This is a genomic window from Enterobacter sp. Lyrl_3, assembly GCF_051948675.1.
GTDB classification, from domain to species: domain Bacteria; phylum Pseudomonadota; class Gammaproteobacteria; order Enterobacterales; family Enterobacteriaceae; genus Enterobacter; species Enterobacter cloacae.
In genome coordinates this window covers 1-18,147 of sequence record NZ_JAYJLI010000014.1, presented here as the reverse complement: position 1 = coordinate 18,147, position 18,147 = coordinate 1, and the positions used below count along the sequence as shown (strand labels likewise).

At 56.5% G+C, this 18,147-nt stretch carries 19 protein-coding genes; 14 read left to right on the top strand and 5 right to left on the bottom strand.

The features are described from left to right. Window positions 1-48 precede the first annotated feature (48 nt). Window positions 49-1,290 (top strand): multifunctional CCA addition/repair protein, encoded by a 1,242-nt coding sequence (locus VF709_RS19610; protein ID WP_020689463.1) that lies wholly within the window; start codon window positions 49-51, stop codon window positions 1,288-1,290. 10 nt (window positions 1,291-1,300) lie between these two features. On the opposite strand, the gene bacA is transcribed toward VF709_RS19610, so the two are convergent. Then, a complete protein-coding gene (gene bacA, locus VF709_RS19605; RefSeq protein WP_014833310.1) occupies window positions 1,301-2,122 on the bottom strand; it encodes an undecaprenyl-diphosphate phosphatase in 822 nt (273 codons plus the stop codon). A 106-nt stretch (window positions 2,123-2,228) separates the two neighbouring features. Next, a complete protein-coding gene (gene folB / locus VF709_RS19600) occupies window positions 2,229-2,597 on the bottom strand; it encodes a bifunctional dihydroneopterin aldolase/7,8-dihydroneopterin epimerase (RefSeq protein ID WP_013098764.1) in 369 nt (122 codons plus the stop codon). Window positions 2,598-2,704: 107 nt separating this feature from the next. On the opposite strand from folB, the gene plsY reads away from it, so the two are divergent. The 9 genes from plsY to ureG all read left to right on the top strand — a co-directional run bounded on the left by plsY (window position 2,705) and on the right by ureG (window position 8,954). Continuing rightward, complete coding sequence (gene plsY, locus VF709_RS19595) at window positions 2,705-3,319, top strand: glycerol-3-phosphate 1-O-acyltransferase PlsY (protein ID WP_038420613.1); 615 nt, start codon at window positions 2,705-2,707, stop codon at window positions 3,317-3,319. A gap of 149 nt (window positions 3,320-3,468) precedes the next feature. After that, window positions 3,469-4,296, top strand: a complete 828-nt coding sequence (locus VF709_RS19590; RefSeq protein WP_149896644.1) for an urease accessory protein UreD — start codon at window positions 3,469-3,471, stop codon at window positions 4,294-4,296. Window positions 4,297-4,306: 10 nt separating this feature from the next. After that, window positions 4,307-4,609 (top strand): urease subunit gamma, encoded by a 303-nt coding sequence (locus tag VF709_RS19585; RefSeq protein WP_003862556.1) that lies wholly within the window; start codon window positions 4,307-4,309, stop codon window positions 4,607-4,609. A 10-nt stretch (window positions 4,610-4,619) separates the two neighbouring features. Further along, window positions 4,620-4,934, top strand: coding sequence for an urease subunit beta (locus VF709_RS19580; protein ID WP_040021813.1), 315 nt, complete (start codon window positions 4,620-4,622; stop codon window positions 4,932-4,934). Further along, window positions 4,927-6,630 (top strand): urease subunit alpha, encoded by a 1,704-nt coding sequence (ureC, locus tag VF709_RS19575; protein WP_149896645.1) that lies wholly within the window; start codon window positions 4,927-4,929, stop codon window positions 6,628-6,630. The genes VF709_RS19580 and ureC overlap by 8 nt, the downstream gene beginning before the upstream one ends. 9 nt (window positions 6,631-6,639) lie before the next feature. After that, window positions 6,640-7,104, top strand: a complete 465-nt coding sequence (gene ureE / locus VF709_RS19570; RefSeq protein WP_020689459.1) for an urease accessory protein UreE — start codon at window positions 6,640-6,642, stop codon at window positions 7,102-7,104. A 9-nt stretch (window positions 7,105-7,113) separates the two neighbouring features. Further along, window positions 7,114-7,653, top strand: a complete 540-nt coding sequence (locus VF709_RS19565) for a HupE/UreJ family protein (RefSeq protein ID WP_149896646.1) — start codon at window positions 7,114-7,116, stop codon at window positions 7,651-7,653. Then, window positions 7,653-8,327 (top strand): urease accessory protein UreF, encoded by a 675-nt coding sequence (locus VF709_RS19560; protein ID WP_149896647.1) that lies wholly within the window; start codon window positions 7,653-7,655, stop codon window positions 8,325-8,327. The genes VF709_RS19565 and VF709_RS19560 overlap by 1 nt, the downstream gene beginning before the upstream one ends. Window positions 8,328-8,336: 9 nt before the next feature. Beyond that, window positions 8,337-8,954 (top strand): urease accessory protein UreG, encoded by a 618-nt coding sequence (gene ureG / locus VF709_RS19555; protein WP_013098772.1) that lies wholly within the window; start codon window positions 8,337-8,339, stop codon window positions 8,952-8,954. Window positions 8,955-8,987: 33 nt separating this feature from the next. On the opposite strand, the gene VF709_RS19550 is transcribed toward ureG, so the two are convergent. Continuing rightward, window positions 8,988-10,913: a serine protease gene (locus VF709_RS19550; RefSeq protein WP_440232187.1), complete on the bottom strand. Its 1,926-nt coding sequence runs from the start codon at window positions 10,911-10,913 to the stop codon at window positions 8,988-8,990. Window positions 10,914-11,330: 417 nt separating this feature from the next. Between VF709_RS19550 and VF709_RS19545 the strand changes: the two genes are divergently transcribed. After that, the gene (locus tag VF709_RS19545; RefSeq protein WP_029883055.1) at window positions 11,331-12,011 is read left to right on the top strand and encodes a LuxR C-terminal-related transcriptional regulator; all 681 of its coding nucleotides are present in this window, start codon (window positions 11,331-11,333) and stop codon (window positions 12,009-12,011) included. A 31-nt stretch (window positions 12,012-12,042) separates the two neighbouring features. On the opposite strand, the gene tsaD is transcribed toward VF709_RS19545, so the two are convergent. Then, window positions 12,043-13,056 carry a tRNA (adenosine(37)-N6)-threonylcarbamoyltransferase complex transferase subunit TsaD gene (tsaD, locus tag VF709_RS19540; RefSeq protein ID WP_040021821.1) on the bottom strand — a complete coding sequence of 338 codons (1,014 nt, stop codon included), beginning with the start codon at window positions 13,054-13,056 and terminating at the stop codon, window positions 12,043-12,045. A gap of 236 nt (window positions 13,057-13,292) precedes the next feature. On the opposite strand from tsaD, the gene rpsU reads away from it, so the two are divergent. From rpsU to rpoD, 3 genes are all read left to right on the top strand, one after another. Beyond that, window positions 13,293-13,508, top strand: coding sequence for a 30S ribosomal protein S21 (rpsU, locus tag VF709_RS19535; RefSeq protein ID WP_001144069.1), 216 nt, complete (start codon window positions 13,293-13,295; stop codon window positions 13,506-13,508). A 116-nt stretch (window positions 13,509-13,624) separates the two neighbouring features. Beyond that, window positions 13,625-15,370, top strand: a complete 1,746-nt coding sequence (dnaG, locus tag VF709_RS19530) for a DNA primase (protein WP_014833324.1) — start codon at window positions 13,625-13,627, stop codon at window positions 15,368-15,370. Between the two features lie 165 nt (window positions 15,371-15,535). Then, window positions 15,536-17,383, top strand: a complete 1,848-nt coding sequence (rpoD, locus tag VF709_RS19525; protein WP_013098777.1) for an RNA polymerase sigma factor RpoD — start codon at window positions 15,536-15,538, stop codon at window positions 17,381-17,383. Between the two features lie 102 nt (window positions 17,384-17,485). On the opposite strand, the gene mug is transcribed toward rpoD, so the two are convergent. After that, on the bottom strand, window positions 17,486-17,992 hold the full coding sequence (gene mug, locus VF709_RS19520) for a G/U mismatch-specific DNA glycosylase (RefSeq protein ID WP_020689452.1): 507 nt from the start codon (window positions 17,990-17,992) through the stop codon (window positions 17,486-17,488). Window positions 17,993-18,147: the final 155 nt, after the last annotated feature.

Genomic DNA, 18,147 nt, shown 5'->3' with positions numbered 1-18,147 from the left:
CCAGACTTACGTATTATCTTGCCAAAAGAGAAAACGGGAGTGTAGGGCGTGAAGAGTTATCTGGTCGGTGGTGCGGTACGTGATGCGTTGTTAGGTCTGCCGGTCAAAGATAAAGACTGGGTGGTGGTAGGCGCCACCCCCGAAGAGATGCTTAACGCGGGCTACCAGCAGGTAGGCCGCGATTTTCCCGTGTTCCTCCATCCGCAAAGCCGCGAAGAGTACGCCCTGGCGCGTACGGAGCGTAAATCCGGTTCCGGCTATACCGGCTTCACTTGCTATGCCGCGCCCGACGTCACGCTGGAGCAGGACCTCCTGCGTCGCGATCTCACCATCAACGCGCTGGCGCAGGACGAGAACGGCCAGATCGTTGATGCTTATGGCGGCCAGGACGATCTGCGCAACCGTCTTTTACGTCACGTCTCCCCGGCGTTTTCGGAAGATCCGCTCCGGGTGCTGCGCGTGGCGCGCTTTGCCGCACGTTACGCCCATCTCAGTTTCCGTATTGCCGATGAGACGATGGCGCTGATGACCGCCATGACCGAGGCGGGTGAGCTTGAACACCTGACGCCAGAGCGCGTCTGGAAAGAGACGGAAAACGCCCTCACCACCCGCAATCCACAGGTCTTTTTCCAGGTGCTGCGCGACTGCGGCGCCCTGAAGGTGCTGTTCCCGGAGATAGACGCGTTGTTTGGTGTGCCTGCCCCGGCGAAATGGCACCCGGAAATCGACACTGGCGTGCATACTCTGATGACGCTCAGTATGGCGGCCATGCTCAGCCCGGAGGTGGACGTGCGCTTCTCAACGCTGTGCCACGATCTCGGCAAAGGCTTAACGCCAAAAGAGTTCTGGCCTCGCCACCACGGGCACGGCCCGGCTGGGGTGAAGCTGGTCGAGGGGCTGTGCCAGCGCCTGCGGGTGCCGAACGAGATCCGCGATCTGGCAAAACTGGTGGCCGAATTCCACGACCTTATCCACACCTTCCCGATCCTGAAACCGGCCACCATCGTTAAGCTGTTCGATAACATCGACGCCTGGCGTAAACCCCAGCGCGTCGAGCAGATCGCGCTCACCAGCGAGGCTGACGTGCGCGGGCGCACCGGGTTCGAAGCGTGCGACTATCCGCAGGGGCGCTTGCTGCGCGCCGCGTGGGAGGTGGCCAAAGCCGTGCCAACCAAAGAGGTCGTCGAAGCAGGATTTAAAGGCCCGGAAATTCGCGAAGAGCTGACGAAACGGCGGATTCAGGCGGTATCAGAGTGGAAGGAAAAGCATTGCCCTCAGCCAAAAGACTGAGGGCAGCCGGTCAGAAGAAGACCACGTATACCGCAGCCGCGACGATAAAGCGGTAGATCGCGAACGGGATAAACGAGATACGCTTAATCAGTTGCAGGAAGGTTTTAATGGCAATCAGCGCCACGATAAAGGCGGTGATAAAGCCCACGGCGAACATCGGAATATCGCCCGTGGTGAGAAAACCAATGCTTTTGTAGAGGTCCAGCGCGGTGGCGCCCATCATCATCGGCACCGCCAGCAGGAACGAGAACTCAGATGCCGCGTAACGGCTTACACCCATCAGCATCCCGCCGGAAATCGTTGCTCCTGAACGGGAGAAGCCCGGCCACAGCGCCAGACACTGGAAGCAGCCAATGATAAAGGCCTGGCGATACGTCATATCATCCAGACCTTCTGCGCGCGGCGTTTTTGGCTTCAGCACTTCCGCCGCAATCAGCAGGAAACCACCGACCACCAGCGCGTACATCACGTTAATCGGGTTAAACAGCGATTTGATGGTGTCGTGGAAAACCAGCCCCAGCACCACCGCCGGGATCATCCCGAGCAGGATATGAATCAGCGTCAGGCGGCCCTTGCTCTCTCCTTCACGCTGTGGCAAACGCCCGAAGTGGATGCCGATCAGCCCAAACAGACGACGCCAGAACATCACGACCACAGCCAGAATGGAACCCAACTGAATGACCACCTCGAACGTCTTTGCGGTATCGCCTTCAAAGCCCAGCAGGTGGCCAACAATAATCATATGGCCCGTACTGGAAACCGGCAAAAACTCCGTCAATCCTTCGACCACACCCAGAATTGCCGCCACCAGCAGCGAGTGCATATCGCTCATCTATAAACCCCTAAAAAAATATAAAAAAAACGGTCGCCCCAACAGCTACCGTGAAAGATACAGCTTTAAGACCGATATAACCTAAAATGGTTTAGCTATTATGACGTTAAATCTTTCCTTTCAGATTTGTGCCACGCTCGATGATGACCCCCACATTGGCGGCACGCGCCACCGCGCCCGGCTTACTCAGCTTAATGCGCACCCACGGCGAGTTGAATTTGGTCAGCAGTAACTCTGCCACCTCTTCTGCCACGCGCTCCACCAGCGCAAAACGCTGCCCTTCAACGTGGGCGATGACCGTTTCACTGATGTCGGCATAGCTCAGACAGTCATTCACGTCATCACTTTTTGCCGACTTGCGGTTATCCCAGCCCATTTCGATATCGAACACCAGCTTCTGCTCGATGGTCTGTTCCCAGTCGTAAACACCAATAGTGGTGATTACCGAAAGTTGCTCTATAAATACAATATCCATCACGACCTGCCTGCTTTTTGGCTAAACCGGATACCACTTCCGGTGAATTATGCGTATTATCCACAGATGCTGAGAATACAGATACATTTTCAAAACGGAACAGCGTTATGAGTGCAATCGCGCCTGGAATGATTCTCCTCGCCTACCTTTGCGGCTCAATCTCCAGCGCCATTCTGGTCTGCCGCATTGCCGGGTTACCTGACCCGCGCGAAAGTGGCTCCGGGAATCCGGGAGCGACCAATGTACTACGAATTGGCGGCAAGGGAGCAGCCGTAGCGGTTTTGATTTTTGACGTTCTGAAAGGGATGTTACCCGTCTGGGGCGCGTATGCGCTGGGCGTGACCCCGTTCTGGCTGGGGCTTATTGCCATCGCCGCCTGTGTCGGCCACATCTGGCCCGTATTCTTCGGTTTTAAAGGTGGCAAAGGCGTCGCGACGGCCTTTGGTGCCATCGCGCCCATCGGCTGGGATCTCACCGGCGTGATGGCAGGCACCTGGCTGCTGACTATTCTTCTGAGCGGCTATTCGTCGCTGGGCGCCATCGTCAGCGCGCTGATCGCCCCGTTCTATGTCTGGTGGTTTAAACCCCAGTTCACCTTCCCGGTGTCGATGCTCTCCTGCCTTATCCTGCTGCGTCATCACGATAATATTCAGCGTCTGTGGCGACGTCAGGAGAACAAAATCTGGACGAAGCTCAAGCGAAAGAAAAAAGATCCTGAATAAAGCGCAGCGCCCCTCATTTATCCCGGCAGCGCCGCGCGCTGCGCGCGCCGGGAACGACAAAGTCTTATCCATAAGCGACTCATATGACAGCCTTCATTTCCGCCAGGGCATACTGAAACGTATCTCCCGGGCGCGCGAATGGAAGCACCATGTTAGCAACTCAGGTCACTGATAGTTCGTACAAAGGCTGGCAGGCCTCGCTTGACCTGCGGTTTTGCCACACGCCTGAGAAAACCCTCCTCCATGCCGCGCACCACGTCGGGCCGCTCACGGTACAGCGTCCGTTCTACCCCGAAGGGGAGACATGCCACCTTTATCTGCTGCACCCGCCGGGCGGTGTGGTGGGTGGTGACAGGCTGGATATTACCGTAAGTCTGGACGCCAATAGCCACGCGCTTATCACCATGCCCGGCGCCAGTAAGTTCTATCGCAGCAGCGGCCCACAGGCCCGCCTTAACCAGCACTTTTATCTCGATGAGGCGTCCACGCTGGAGTGGCTGCCGCAGGACACCATTATCTTTCCCGGCGCCAGTGCCGCGCTGCGCTCCGTCTTCCACCTGAAGGCCTCCAGCACACTGCTGGCGTGGGAGCTGTACTGTCTGGGTCGCCCGGTGATCGGCGAGACCTTCAGCCACGGCACGCTGGAGAGCCGCCTTGAGGTCTGGGTGGATGACGAGCCACGTCTGATTGAGCGTCAGCATATCAGCGACGGCGATCTTACCCCTGTTGCCGGGCAACCGTGGCTTGGCACGCTGCTGTTCTATCCGGCCGGAGAAACGCACCTCGACACGGCGCGTGAGCTGCTCGCACCACTGAATACCTTTGCCGGGGCGACGCTCACTGACGATCTGCTGTCGGTGCGTTTTCTCTCCCACGACAATCTGATTTGCCAGCGGGTGATGCGCGATATCTGGCAGTCGCTTCGCCCGCTTCTCACCACCAAAACCGCCTGTTCGCCGCGTATCTGGCAGACATAAGAGAAACGTTATGGAACTGACCCCCAGAGAAAAAGACAAGCTGTTGCTGTTCACCGCCGCGCTGGTTGCCGAACGCCGCCTTGCGCGCGGGGTAAAGCTCAATTATCCGGAATCGGTCGCGCTGATCAGTGCCTTCATTATGGAAGGCGCGCGCGATGGCGAAACCGTCGCCTCGCTGATGGAAGCGGGCCGTCACGTCCTGACGCGTGATCAGGTGATGGAAGGCGTACCGGAGATGATCCCGGATATTCAGGTGGAAGCCACCTTCCCGGACGGGTCAAAACTCGTCACCGTGCATAACCCGATCGTGTAAGGAGCGCGTGATGATCCCAGGCGAATACCAGATCCAGTCCGGCAATATTGCCCTCAACGTCGGGCGAGAAACCCGGCATATCATCGTCGAAAACCACGGCGACCGACCTATCCAGGTAGGGTCGCACTATCACTTTTACGAGGTGAATCCGGCGCTGAAATTTGACCGGGAAGCCACCCGGGGCTTTCGACTGAATATCCCGGCAGGCACCGCGGTGCGGTTCGAACCCGGCCAGAAGCGCGAAGTGACGCTGGTGAAGGTCACCGGGGCGCAACGCATTTTCGGTTTCCGGGGGGACGTGATGGGAGAAGTGAAAAATGGCTGAGATTTCGCGCCAGGCTTATGCCGATATGTTCGGCCCCACCACCGGCGATAAAGTGCGTTTAGCCGACAGCGAGCTGTGGATCGAAGTCGAAAACGATCTCACCGTCTACGGCGAAGAGGTCAAATTCGGCGGCGGGAAAGTGATCCGCGACGGTATGGGCCAGGGGCAGATGACCGCGGATGACTGCGTGGATCTGGTGCTGACTAACGCGTTGATTGTCGATCACTGGGGGATCGTGAAAGCGGATATCGGCGTGAAGAACGGGCGGATCTTTGCCGTTGGCAAAGCCGGTAACCCGGACATTCAGCCCGGGGTGACGATCCCGATCGGTGCCGCCACGGAAGCGATCGCCGCCGAAGGGAAGATCGTCACCGCTGGCGGGATCGACACTCACATCCACTGGATCTGCCCGCAGCAGGCCGAAGAGGCGCTGGTTTCCGGCGTCACGACGATGATCGGCGGCGGCACAGGTCCCGCGGCAGGGACCAACGCCACCACCTGCACGCCGGGGCCGTGGTATATCGCCCGCATGCTGCAGGCTGCCGATACCCTGCCAGTGAATATTGGCCTGCTGGGTAAAGGCAACGGTTCTAACCCGGATGCCCTGCGCGAGCAGATAGCCGCCGGGGCCATCGGGCTTAAGATCCACGAAGACTGGGGCGCAACGCCTGCGGCCATCAACTGCTCGCTGGAGGTGGCGGAAGAGATGGATATTCAGGTGGCGCTGCACAGCGACACGCTGAACGAATCCGGTTTCGTCGAAGACACGCTGGCGGCCATCGGCGGACGCACCATCCATACCTTCCACACGGAAGGGGCCGGTGGCGGCCACGCGCCGGATATTATTACCGCCTGTGCGCACCCGAATATTCTGCCCTCCTCCACTAACCCGACCCTGCCCTATACGGTCAATACCATCGATGAACATCTCGATATGCTGATGGTCTGCCACCACCTCGACCCGGATATCGCCGAGGATGTGGCTTTTGCCGAATCGCGTATTCGCCGGGAAACCATCGCTGCGGAAGATGTGCTGCACGATATCGGCGCATTCTCGCTGACCTCCTCTGATTCCCAGGCGATGGGCCGCGTGGGCGAAGTGATTCTCCGCACCTGGCAGGTGGCGCACCGCATGAAGGTGCAGCGCGGCGCACTGCCGGAAGAGACTGGCGATAACGACAACTTTCGCGTGAAGCGCTACATCGCCAAATACACCATTAACCCGGCGCTGACGCACGGTATCGCCCATGAAGTGGGCTCCATCGAAGCGGGCAAGCTGGCGGATTTAGTGGTCTGGTCCCCGGCGTTCTTTGGCGTGAAACCCGCCACCATCGTCAAGGGTGGGATGATCGCCTGCGCTCCGATGGGGGATATCAACGCCTCTATCCCCACGCCGCAACCGGTCCATTATCGTCCGATGTTTGGCGCACTGGGTGCCGCGCGTCACGCCACCCGGCTGACGTTTGTCTCGCAGGCTGCGGACGCGCAGGGGATAGCGCAACAGCTCAACCTGCAGAGCACCACGGCGGTGGTCAAAGGCTGCCGCACGGTGAAAAAGGCCGACATGATCCACAACGGCCTGCAGCCAAATATCACCGTCGATTCGCAAACCTATGAAGTGCGCGTCGACGGCGAACTGATAACCAGCGAACCGGCTGACGTTCTGCCGATGGCGCAACGCTATTTCCTGTTTTGAGGAGTGATGATGATCTATTTAACCCAACGCCTGGACCATGCGCATCCGATTACCGCCAGCGTCACGCTGCCGATTGACGTGCGGGTGAAAAGCCGCGCCCGCGTGGCGCTGAATGACGGGCGCGAAGCCGGGCTCATGCTGCCGCGCGGTTTACTGTTGCGCGGCGGCGACCTGCTCTGTAACGAAGACGGCAGCGAAGTCATCGAAGTGATTGCCGCCCCGGAGTCCGTCTCCGTGGTGCGCTGCGACGATCCGTTCCTCCTCGCCCGCGCCTGCTATCACCTGGGCAACCGCCACGTGCCGCTGCAAATCATGCCCGGCGAGTTGCGCTATCACCACGATCACGTCCTCGACGACATGCTGCGCCAGTTTGGGCTGGCGGTCACCTTCGCCAGCCTGCCGTTTGAACCTGAAGCGGGGGCCTACACCAGCGAGGCCCACAGCCATAGCCACTCTCACGCTCATTCACATTAAGGATTAATCATGCGTAAGTATTTACCCCTGTTACTGCTGGCCTTTTCCCTGCCTGCACTGGCACATCCGGGACACGGTGCCGACAGCTTCCATGCTGGTTTTTTCCACCCGCTGACCGGACTTGATCATCTGCTGATGCTTGCCGGTGCGGGCGTGCTCTCCGCGCTGAGCGGCCGCAAGCTGCTGCTGCCTTTTGCCACTCTCGGGATGATGCTTGTCGGTGCCATTGCGGGCAGCCTGCTCGGCGGCTTTAGCGGCATGGAGATGCTGATTATCGCCTCGCTGGGCGTCTGCGGCGTGATGATGTTTAAAACCGAAAATCGTCTGCTGCTGGCGGTGCCTGCCCTGGCGATGTTCCACGGCTGGGCGCACGGGGTGGAGATGTCCGGCCACAGCTTCTGGCTCTTCACCAGCGGCTTTATGCTGGCCAGCGCCACGGTGCTGTGCACCAGCTTCGCCGCCGGGTTACTGCTGCGCCGCCACGACGGACTGCGTAAAACCTTTGGCGGTGGGCTTATCGTCTCTGCCCTGCTGGCGCTGATGAGCTGATGGAACTCGCCCGCCAGCGGCTGCGTCTGATGCAGCTCTCCAGTAGCAGCCTGCCGGTCGGGTCGTTTACCTGGTCGCAGGGGCTGGAGTGGGCCGTCGAGACAGGCTGGGTTACCGACGCAGATGCGTTCAAAAACTGGCAAACCCTGCAGATGGAGCAGAGCTTTTTCTGCGTCGACCTGCCGCTTTTTGCCCGGCTCTACCGGGCCTGTGAAGAGGGCGATCTGGCGGCAGCAAAACGCTGGACGTCATACCTGCTCGCCTGTCGGGAAACCCGTGAGCTGCGGGAAGAAGAACGCAATCGCGGCGCCGCCTTTACGCGGCTCATCAAAAGCTGGGAGCCGGACTGCCCGCCCCTCTGGCAGCCGCTGTTTATGCAAAGCCAGCTCAGCGGCATGGCGTGGCTCGGCGTGCGTTGGCGTATTAGCGCGCACGAGCTGGCCCTGAGTCTGGGCTACAGCTGGATAGAGAGCTCGGTAATGGCTGGCGTCAAGCTGGTACCGTTTGGGCAACAGGCCGCACAACAGCTGATTATCGAACTCAGCGACCATTTTGCCGCCGGGTTTGAACAGGCATTTTTACGTGACGATGAGGCACTGGGCGCGGCGACGCCGCTTTCCGCCATCGCCTCTGCCCGCCACGAAACACAATATTCACGGTTATTCCGTTCCTGAGGATGCAACATGGCTGATTACAAACATCCCCTGCGCGTTGGCGTGGGCGGCCCGGTCGGTTCGGGCAAAACCGCGCTGCTGGAAGCGCTCTGCAAGGCGATGCGCGACACGTATCATCTGGCGGTGGTGACGAACGATATCTACACCAAAGAGGATCAACGCATTCTGACCGAAGCGGGCGCGCTTGAGCCGGAGCGCATTGTGGGCGTAGAGACGGGCGGCTGTCCGCACACCGCCATTCGCGAAGATGCCTCGATGAACCTGGCCGCAGTGGAAGCGCTCAGCGAGAAGTTCGGCAATCTGGATCTGATCTTCGTCGAAAGCGGCGGCGATAACCTGAGCGCCACCTTCAGCCCGGAGCTGGCGGATCTGACGATCTACGTGATCGACGTCGCCGAAGGGGAGAAGATCCCGCGCAAGGGCGGGCCGGGGATCACCAAATCCGATTTTCTGGTGATCAACAAAACCGATCTCGCGCCGTACGTGGGTGCCTCTCTGGAGGTGATGGCGCGCGACACCAACCGCATGCGTGGCGAGCGTCCGTGGACCTTTACCAACCTGAAGGCGGGTGACGGTCTGGCAACGATTATTGCGTTTCTGGAAGAGAAAGGGATGCTGCGGATCTGAAAAAAGGCCTGGCGCAATGCCAGGCCGTGAGGGTTATTTACAGCTGTTACTGGAAGAACCCTGCTCGCGCCACGCGCCCCACTGGCCGCCGGTTCCCGGGGTTTCCTGACCCGGGTTGACATACCACTGGTTGAACCAAATTTTACCGTTACAGGAGACTTTGGTGCATTTGGTCGGATAAGCGATTTTGGCGTTATAGGCCGGTGCGGCAGGTTTTACCGGCGTGTCATCTTTTTCCGTGGTGTCGTCTTTCGCGGGTACCGCAGGCTTAGTGACCTTAATGGTCATGCTGTCCGTCGCGGTCCGGCCATCTGCGCCGGTTGTGGTCAGCGTGAAGACCGCTTCTCCCTCGCTGTTGGCAGGAATAACGGCATAGGCATGCGCGCTATCCACGCTCTTCACCAGCGTGCCGTTCAGGTTCGCCTCCAGCGAGAAGGTTTCCGCCCCTTTCGTCACGCTCCAGTTATAGGATTTGGCATTCAGGCTCTTGCTGCCATCCAGCGGGTAGGTGCTCACGCCCGTGGTCGGGGAGACCATGGTGTAATCCGCGCCTGCCGCAGCGGTTGGGGCCGGAGCGACAGGGGTGTTACCGTCTTTCAGCGCCATAATACGGGCTACCGCACGCTCCATGTCAGGCTGTGTTCCCACTTTTGCCGAATCCCCGTTCGCCAACGGCGTACCGGTCTCCGCCAGAATCTGACGCATCTGACGCGGTGTCACGGTAATACCGTTGGCTTTGGCGATGCCTGACAGGCTTGCTACCACACCCGCAATAATCGGGTTCGCGGAAGAGGTTCCGGCAAAAGTCGCGGTATAGGAATCGTTAACGCCAGCGTTTTTATACAGATCGCCATAACCGGTGGTCACCACATCCCAGCAGCCCCAGGCAGAGCTGGTGATGCGCGAGCCATAGGAGCTGAACGACGCTTTTTTACCGTCTTTCGCACAAAACGCACCCGCCAGAATAGCCCCGGAGTCCCGGACATTCACGTCATACTCCCCCCGGAACCCTGGGCTGTCCATGTTGATATTCCCGTTACCTGCTGCCTCAATAACGTGAACACCTTTGTCGGTCAGCGCCTTAATAATATCGTAATAGGCGGTCTGGGATTCCATTGCGACCCAGCAATCCTTCTGACAACCCGATGGATAACCCCCCGCAACTTGTATCCCGATCTGCACCACATCACCCGCTTTTAGCTGGGGGATTAAATTATAGAGGTTATTACTCGCGGAGGCCGCATACCCCATCCGGCTTTTCCAGGCTAAACCGCGAATACCGGTGCCCATATCTTTCGCCGCCATAATCCCCACTGAAGCGGTGTCGTGATCATGGCTTGCAACATACGTCGTCTTCCCAGAGCTGAGGCTCATCGGCGGTAAGTTGGCATGGCTGGTATTCCAGGCATCAATCTCCGCCGAAATAATCGTTACCCCTTCACCCGCACTGCCTGCATAGCGATCAACACTGTCGCGGTTGACGCCCCCCATATAATAACCAGTGCGCTTAACATCCGGCGCTTTGAGATAATCCTGCTTATTGCGGAAATCCGGAACGGCGGCAGACGTTAAATTATCATTCAGTGAGGACTTTAACTGTGGCGTAAGGGCCGTGTCATCCAGCGATACCGGCTCGGCTTCCGGGTACACAAACTCTACGTTCTGATTTTGCTCAAGCTCGGTGATAATATGGTTAATATATGTTTTATCCTGACTTTTATCTTTCGGTAACTCGATGCGCAGATAACGGTCAAAACCATAGCGTTTATTAAGCTCCGTCAATTCAGAGGATTGAGTAGAACTACGCAAGTTGGTCGGACGGAACATATTTGTTGTTGTCAGGGAAGCGTCGCTCAAGGTAATTTTATTGTTTGTGGCTTTTAACAGACCTGTCGTCGGTTTTAGCTTGAGCACAATTGCGGTGTAGGTGGCATTATCCTGTGCAAATTCATTTTGCACCAGAGTTTCAGCCGCAGCAGAGAATGAAATTGCTGCACAAATAAAAAGAGATAAAGCGCTTTTTTTCATGATAATCACGGTTCCTGTGTGAATTGAAATTTTTCCTTTTTCAGTATCACTGACACACGGACCGCGAAGAATAAGAGTGGCCTACTCTGATGAACAGAGTTTTCTCTAAATAATTAAGAAAATTCCACACTGCATTAATTTATATTTCGCAATGCGACGATACACTTAGATACAGAAAACGTAAAGCTTAATCATTATGAAATAATCAAGAGCCGTCGGCGTTAAAAATATTCTCGTTGCTGCTGCGACTTTACCGCAAAATGAATTTTAATAACATTATATCTTGCGAGGTGCTCCAACCGCCGTTGGCCCCGCCATTTCATGAAAGGGTTAATACGACGCATCATTATGGACATTAAAATCGTTATCGCTGAAGAATCCTCGTTAATTCGACGCGGCTTATCCTCCATGATGCAGTCCCTCTCGTTACCCGCCGTTGGCATGGATCAGAGGTGCGTTCTGATCGGTGAGGCAGCGGCCTCCGCTGAACTTCAGTCGCTTCTTGGCCAGCATAATCCGGATATCGCTATTCTTGGCTATTCGCTGACAACCAGCCTCAGCCGCCCTCCGCTCGGGGGAATGGACGGGCTGAAGCTCTTGAGATGGCTTAAACAGACGTATCCTGCGCTTAACATTATCCTGCTCTCGCCTTATGCAAACGCCACGCTTATCCGTCAGGCGCTAAAGGAAGGAGTCAGAGCGTACTTATCACGTGATATCAACGAGAAAACCTTAAGCCAGGCGATTACCACGGTCCTGAAAGGCGAGATTTATATCGAAAACCAGCTGGTGAATATGCTTTTCCGTCATGAAAAGACGGACGTGGAGAAACTCTCTCCGCGGGAAATTGACGTGCTGCGCCTGATTTGTAAGGGATTAAATTTGAAGGAGATTGCACAGTTTATGCATTTGAGTATCAAAACGGTCAGCGCACATAAGGTCCGGGCGATGGAAAAGCTGGACGTACAAAACGACTGCCAGCTTTACTCTTTGATCATCAAGAACCAGATGTTTGAGATCGGGATGTAAACGTCTCCCGCCGCTAAGACGGGAGCGTCGGTCAAGCTTCCGGCAGCTCCGCCAGCGGCCAGCGTGGACGTACGGAGACGCTCAGATCCGCCGTTGCGCCAGCGTTCAGGCGCACCATCCCGGCGTAGGCGATCATCGCCCCGTTATCGGTACAGAATTCCGGGCGCGCATAAAACACTTCCCCGCGACGCTTTTGCATCATCTCCGCCAGCTTCGCACGCAGCGTACGGTTAGCGCTGACGCCCCCCGCCATCACCAGGCGCTTAAAGCCGGTCTGATCCAGCGCGCGTTTACACTTGATCATCAGCGTATCGACCACCGCATCTTCGAATGCGCGAGCGATGTCCGCCCGGGTCTGCTCGCTGTCATCGTTATTGCGGATGGTATTGGCGGCGAAGGTTTTCAGGCCGGAGAAGCTGAAATCCAGCCCCGGACGGTCGGTCATTGGACGCGGGAAGACAAAACGCCCTTCCGTGCCCTGCGACGCCATTTTCGAGAGCATCGGGCCGCCCGGGTAATCCAGACCCAGCAGCTTAGCGGTTTTGTCGAAGGCTTCTCCGGCGGCGTCATCAATCGACTCGCCCAGCAGCTCATACTTGCCAATACCCGTCACGCTAATCAGCTGGGTATGGCCGCCAGAGACCAGCAGCGCCACAAACGGGAATTCGGGCGGATTCTCTTCCAGCATCGGTGCCAGAAGATGCCCTTCCATATGGTGAACCGGAATGGCCGGAACATCCCACGCGAAGGCCAGGGAACGGCCCACCGTCGCACCGACCAGCAGCGCGCCGACCAGACCCGGGCCTGCCGTGTAGGCGACGGCATCAATATCAGTTGAGCTCAATCCGGCCTCTTTCAGCGCCGCCTGAATCAGGGGAACCGTTTTACGTACGTGGTCACGAGAGGCCAGTTCAGGCACGACGCCGCCGTAGTCAGCATGCAATTTCACCTGACTATACAGTTGGTTGGCAAGAAGCCCTTTTTCGTCGTCGTAAATGGCGATGCCGGTTTCATCGCAGGATGTTTCAATACCCAGTACACGCATGACTTGTTTTACCTCGTTTCAGTACCGCGCAGTGTAGAGCCTGGGCGGGTTGATGTAAAACTTTGTTCGCCCCAGGACATCCGCTCGTGTATACTCTTCCCCCTTATAAAAGTCCCTTTCAAAAACGCGTCGGTGCTTTACAAAGCAGCAGCATTTGCAGTAAAATTCCGCACCATTTTGAAATAAGCTGGCGTTGATGCCAGCGGCAAACCGAATTTATCAAAGGTGAGAGTTACATGCCGGTAATTAAAGTACGTGAAAACGAGCCGTTCGACGTAGCACTGCGTCGCTTCAAACGTTCATGCGAGAAAGCAGGTGTTCTGGCTGAAGTTCGTCGTCGTGAGTTCTATGAAAAACCAACGACTGAACGTAAGCGCGCTAAAGCTTCTGCAGTGAAACGTCACGCGAAGAAACTGGCTCGCGAAAACGCACGCCGTACTCGTCTGTACTAATCCGTTGAGGGCGACAGTCCTCAATTGACAGACAGAGTAATAGTCGTAAGGCCGTGCTTCCGGAAGGAATGCGCGGCTTGTTTTCGTTTATGAGTTGCTAAAAACTTTTGGGGCATATGGCCGGACGAATCCCACGCGTTTTCATCAATGACCTGCTGGCAAGAACCGACATCGTCGATCTTATCGACGCGCGGGTAAAGCTGAAAAAGCAGGGCAAGAACTACCATGCGTGCTGTCCTTTCCATAACGAAAAAACCCCCTCCTTCACCGTCAACGGTGAAAAGCAGTTTTACCATTGCTTCGGCTGTGGCGCACACGGTAATGCCGTCGATTTTTTAATGAACTACGACAAGCTCGAGTTTGTTGAAACCGTCGAAGAGCTGGCGGCGATGCACAACCTTGAAGTGCCGTATGAAGCGGGCAGTGGACCAAGCCAGATAGAGCGCCATCAGCGTCAAACGCTGTATCAACTGATGGATGGCCTGAATTCGTTTTACCAACAGTCTCTTAAGCACTCTGCGGCTGAGCCTGCGCGTCAGTATCTGAACAAGCGCGGACTGAGCGACGATGTCATTGCGCGTTTCGCTATTGGTTACGCCCCGCCCGGCTGGGACAACGTGTTAAAGCGTTTTGGCGGCAATAGCGAAGATCGTAAATCGTTGATCGACGCAGGTATGCTGGTCACCAACGACCAGGGACGAAGCTACGACCGCTTCCGCGAACGGGTGATGTTCCCGATCCGCGACAAGCGTGGCCGGGTGATTGGGTTTGGTGGTCGCGTGTTGGGTGATGCCCTGCCCAAGTACCTCAACTCCCCGGAAACTGACATTTTCCATAAGGGCCGCCAGCTTTACGGCCTTTATGAGGCGCAGCAGGCAAATGCGGAACCTCCGCGCCTTCTCGTCGTCGAAGGGTATATGGATGTCGTTGCGCTGGCGCAGTATGACATCAATTACGCGGTGGCCTCGTTAGGCACGTCCACCACGGCCGATCATATTCAGCTGCTGTTTCGGGTGACCAACAACGTCATCTGCTGCTACGACGGTGACCGCGCAGGGCGCGATGCCGCCTGGCGTGCGCTGGAAACTGCGCTACCTTATATGACCGACGGGCGGCAGTTACGCTTTATGTTCCTGCCCGACGGTGAAGACCCGGATACGCTGGTGCGTAAAGAGGGCAAAGCGGCGTTTGAAGCGCGGATGGAGCAGGCTCAGCCGCTCTCCACGTTCTTGTTTAACAGCCTGATGCCGCAGGTTGATTTAAGTACCCCTGACGGGCGCGCGCAGCTCAGCACGCTGGCGCTGCCGTTAATCAGCCAGGTGCCCGGCGAAACGCTGCGCATCTATCTGCGTCAGGAGTTAGGCAACAAGCTCGGCATTCTGGATGACAGCCAGCTTGAACGTTTAATGCCAAAACAGGCTGAAAACGGCACGGTTCGCCCCGCGCCTCAGCTAAAACGCACAACCATGCGTATACTGATAGGGTTACTGGTCCAAAACCCCGAACTTGCACCGCAAGTGCCATCGCTGGCGGGTTTGAACCACGAAAAATTGCCCGGGCTTGGCTTATTTTCAGAACTGGTCAACACATGTTTGTCTCAGCCAGGTCTGACCACCGGACAACTTTTAGAACATTATCGCGGCACAAAAGAGGCCGCTACCCTTGAAAAATTGTCGATGTGGGACGATATAGCAGATAAGGACATTGCAGAAAAAACGTTCACCGACTCACTCAACCATATGTTTGATTCGATGCTCGAGCTGCGCCAGGAAGAGTTGATTGCTCGCGAGCGCACACACGGTTTGAGCAGCGAAGAACGCCGGGAGCTCTGGATGATAAACCAGGAACTGGCGAAGAAATAAGCAAAAAGACAAAAGTATTTAACGGCTTAAGTGCCGAATATCGATCGGGAAGCCCCCGGCAGCCGCACTGAGAGGCAGCGGCAAAAATATAAGTACGCCCTCGCTTTAAAGGTTGGCAAACCATCGCCGACACCAATCAAACGAATTAAGTGTGGATACCGTCTTATGGAGCAAAACCCGCAGTCACAGCTGAAACTTCTTGTCCAACGTGGTAAGGAGCAAGGCTATCTGACCTATGCCGAGGTCAATGACCATCTGCCGGAAGATATCGTCGATTCAGATCAAATCGAAGACATCATCCAAATGATCAATGACATGGGCATTCAGGTGATGGAAGAAGCACCGGATGCCGATGATCTGTTGCTGGCTGAAACCTCCAACAACACTGACGAAGATGCGGAAGAAGCTGCTGCACAGGTACTGTCCAGCGTGGAATCTGAAATCGGGCGTACCACTGACCCGGTCCGCATGTACATGCGCGAAATGGGTACCGTTGAACTGTTGACCCGCGAAGGCGAAATTGACATCGCAAAACGCATCGAAGACGGGATCAACCAGGTTCAGTGCTCTGTTGCTGAGTACCCGGAAGCGATCACCTATCTGCTGGAGCAGTACGATCGTGTTGAAGCGGAAGAAGCGCGTCTGTCCGATCTGATCACCGGTTTTGTCGACCCGAACGCTGAAGAAGATATGGCGCCAACCGCCACTCACGTCGGTTCTGAACTGTCTCAGGAAGAGATGGATGACGACGAAGACGAAGATGAAGAAGAGAGCGACGACGACAGCGCCGATGATGACAACAGCATCGACCCGGAACTGGCTCGTGAGAAGTTCGCCGAACTGCGTACCCAGTACGAAGTGACGCGTGACACCATCAAAGCCAAAGGTCGCAGTCACGCTGCTGCCCAGGAAGAGATCCTGAAACTGTCTGAAGTCTTCAAACAGTTCCGCCTGGTGCCAAAACAGTTCGACTACCTGGTGAACAGCATGCGCGTGATGATGGATCGCGTACGTACCCAGGAACGCATCATCATGAAGCTGTGCGTTGAGCAGTGCAAAATGCCGAAGAAGAACTTCATCACCCTCTTCACCGGCAACGAAACCAGCGAAACCTGGTTCAACGCGGCTATCGCGATGAACAAGCCGTGGTCTGAAAAACTGCACGACGTGAAAGAAGACGTGCATCGCGGTCTGCAGAAGCTGCAGCAGATTGAAGAAGAGACCGGCCTGACCATCGAGCAGGTCAAAGACATCAACCGTCGTATGTCCATCGGTGAAGCGAAAGCCCGCCGTGCGAAGAAAGAGATGGTTGAAGCAAACTTACGTCTGGTTATCTCTATCGCCAAGAAATACACCAACCGCGGTCTGCAGTTCCTGGATCTGATTCAGGAAGGCAACATCGGCCTGATGAAAGCGGTAGATAAGTTTGAATACCGTCGTGGTTACAAGTTCTCCACCTATGCGACCTGGTGGATCCGTCAGGCAATTACCCGCTCTATCGCGGATCAGGCGCGCACAATCCGTATTCCGGTGCATATGATTGAGACCATCAACAAGCTCAACCGTATTTCCCGCCAGATGCTGCAGGAGATGGGTCGCGAGCCGACGCCGGAAGAGCTGGCTGAACGCATGCTGATGCCGGAAGACAAGATCCGTAAAGTGCTGAAGATCGCCAAAGAGCCAATCTCCATGGAAACACCAATCGGTGATGATGAAGATTCGCATCTGGGTGATTTCATCGAGGATACCACCCTCGAGCTGCCGCTGGACTCTGCCACCACCGAGAGCCTGCGTGCTGCCACGCACGACGTTCTGGCTGGCCTGACCGCCCGTGAAGCGAAAGTACTGCGTATGCGTTTCGGTATCGATATGAACACCGACCACACGCTGGAAGAAGTGGGTAAACAGTTTGACGTTACCCGCGAACGTATCCGTCAGATCGAAGCGAAGGCGCTGCGTAAACTGCGCCATCCGAGCCGCTCTGAAGTGTTGCGTAGCTTCCTGGACGATTAATCCAGGTAAACAGCAAAAAGCTCCCAATCGGGAGCTTTTTTTTTGTTTATGCCCTCTCCCCGTGAGAGAGGGCCAGGACGAGGCATCAGGTCGCAGAGCCCCCTAAAGCCCCCGCACCACCAGCGCCTCGTCGAGCTCCCTGTAAGCTTCCACCAGTTTATCCAGCGTTGCCCTGTTAAGTCCGCTCGGGTTTGGCAGCACCCATACCTGCGTCACACCGATGGTGATGGCCTGTTTACCCCATTTCACCCCGCGCTGGCTGAACGCCTGCTCATAGGCCTGTTTCCCCAGAATCGCCAGCGCGGCAGGCTGGTAGTCTTCGATCTTCTTAATCAGTTCCCGCCCGCCAGTGCGCAGCTCATGCAGGTTGACTTCGCTCGCCTGCACGGTTGGTCGCTCCACCAGCATGGTGATCCCGCAGCGCGTATCCAGCAGATGCTGCTCCTCTTCAGGCTTGAGTAACCGGTCGGTAAACCCGGCCTGGTAGATCACTTTCCAGAAGCGGTTCCCCGGATGAGCAAAGTGAAAACCGGTATGCGCCGAGGATTTACCGGGGTTGATCCCGCAGAACACCACCCGTAGTCCCGGGGCCAGAATATCGTTGATCATTTTTACTCCCGATTGATACATCATCATGGAAGTATAAAGGATTGATTATGCGTTGTTTATAAAAACAGCAGGCGGGTGTGAATGGCTGGATTGCTGCGGGGAGTTACATTATAATCCACCGCCACGGCCCCTTAGCTCAGTGGTTAGAGCAGGCG

Excerpts from the sequence above, each read along its gene's own strand:
- bacA (WP_014833310.1), bottom strand. The coding sequence starts at position 2,122 with ATGAGCGATATGCACTCGCTGCTGGTGGCGGCAATTCTGGGTGTGGTC.
- folB (WP_013098764.1), bottom strand. The coding sequence starts at position 2,597 with ATGGATATTGTATTTATAGAGCAACTTTCGGTAATCACCACTATTGGT.
- plsY (WP_038420613.1), top strand. The coding sequence starts at position 2,705 with ATGAGTGCAATCGCGCCTGGAATGATTCTCCTCGCCTACCTTTGCGGC.
- VF709_RS19590 (WP_149896644.1), top strand. The coding sequence starts at position 3,469 with ATGTTAGCAACTCAGGTCACTGATAGTTCGTACAAAGGCTGGCAGGCC.
- VF709_RS19585 (WP_003862556.1), top strand. The coding sequence starts at position 4,307 with ATGGAACTGACCCCCAGAGAAAAAGACAAGCTGTTGCTGTTCACCGCC.
- VF709_RS19580 (WP_040021813.1), top strand. The coding sequence starts at position 4,620 with ATGATCCCAGGCGAATACCAGATCCAGTCCGGCAATATTGCCCTCAAC.
- ureC (WP_149896645.1), top strand. The coding sequence starts at position 4,927 with ATGGCTGAGATTTCGCGCCAGGCTTATGCCGATATGTTCGGCCCCACC.
- ureE (WP_020689459.1), top strand. The coding sequence starts at position 6,640 with ATGATCTATTTAACCCAACGCCTGGACCATGCGCATCCGATTACCGCC.
- VF709_RS19565 (WP_149896646.1), top strand. The coding sequence starts at position 7,114 with ATGCGTAAGTATTTACCCCTGTTACTGCTGGCCTTTTCCCTGCCTGCA.
- VF709_RS19560 (WP_149896647.1), top strand. The coding sequence starts at position 7,653 with ATGGAACTCGCCCGCCAGCGGCTGCGTCTGATGCAGCTCTCCAGTAGC.
- ureG (WP_013098772.1), top strand. The coding sequence starts at position 8,337 with ATGGCTGATTACAAACATCCCCTGCGCGTTGGCGTGGGCGGCCCGGTC.
- VF709_RS19545 (WP_029883055.1), top strand. The coding sequence starts at position 11,331 with ATGGACATTAAAATCGTTATCGCTGAAGAATCCTCGTTAATTCGACGC.
- tsaD (WP_040021821.1), bottom strand. The coding sequence starts at position 13,056 with ATGCGTGTACTGGGTATTGAAACATCCTGCGATGAAACCGGCATCGCC.
- rpsU (WP_001144069.1), top strand. The coding sequence starts at position 13,293 with ATGCCGGTAATTAAAGTACGTGAAAACGAGCCGTTCGACGTAGCACTG.
- dnaG (WP_014833324.1), top strand. The coding sequence starts at position 13,625 with ATGGCCGGACGAATCCCACGCGTTTTCATCAATGACCTGCTGGCAAGA.
- rpoD (WP_013098777.1), top strand. The coding sequence starts at position 15,536 with ATGGAGCAAAACCCGCAGTCACAGCTGAAACTTCTTGTCCAACGTGGT.
- mug (WP_020689452.1), bottom strand. The coding sequence starts at position 17,992 with ATGATCAACGATATTCTGGCCCCGGGACTACGGGTGGTGTTCTGCGGG.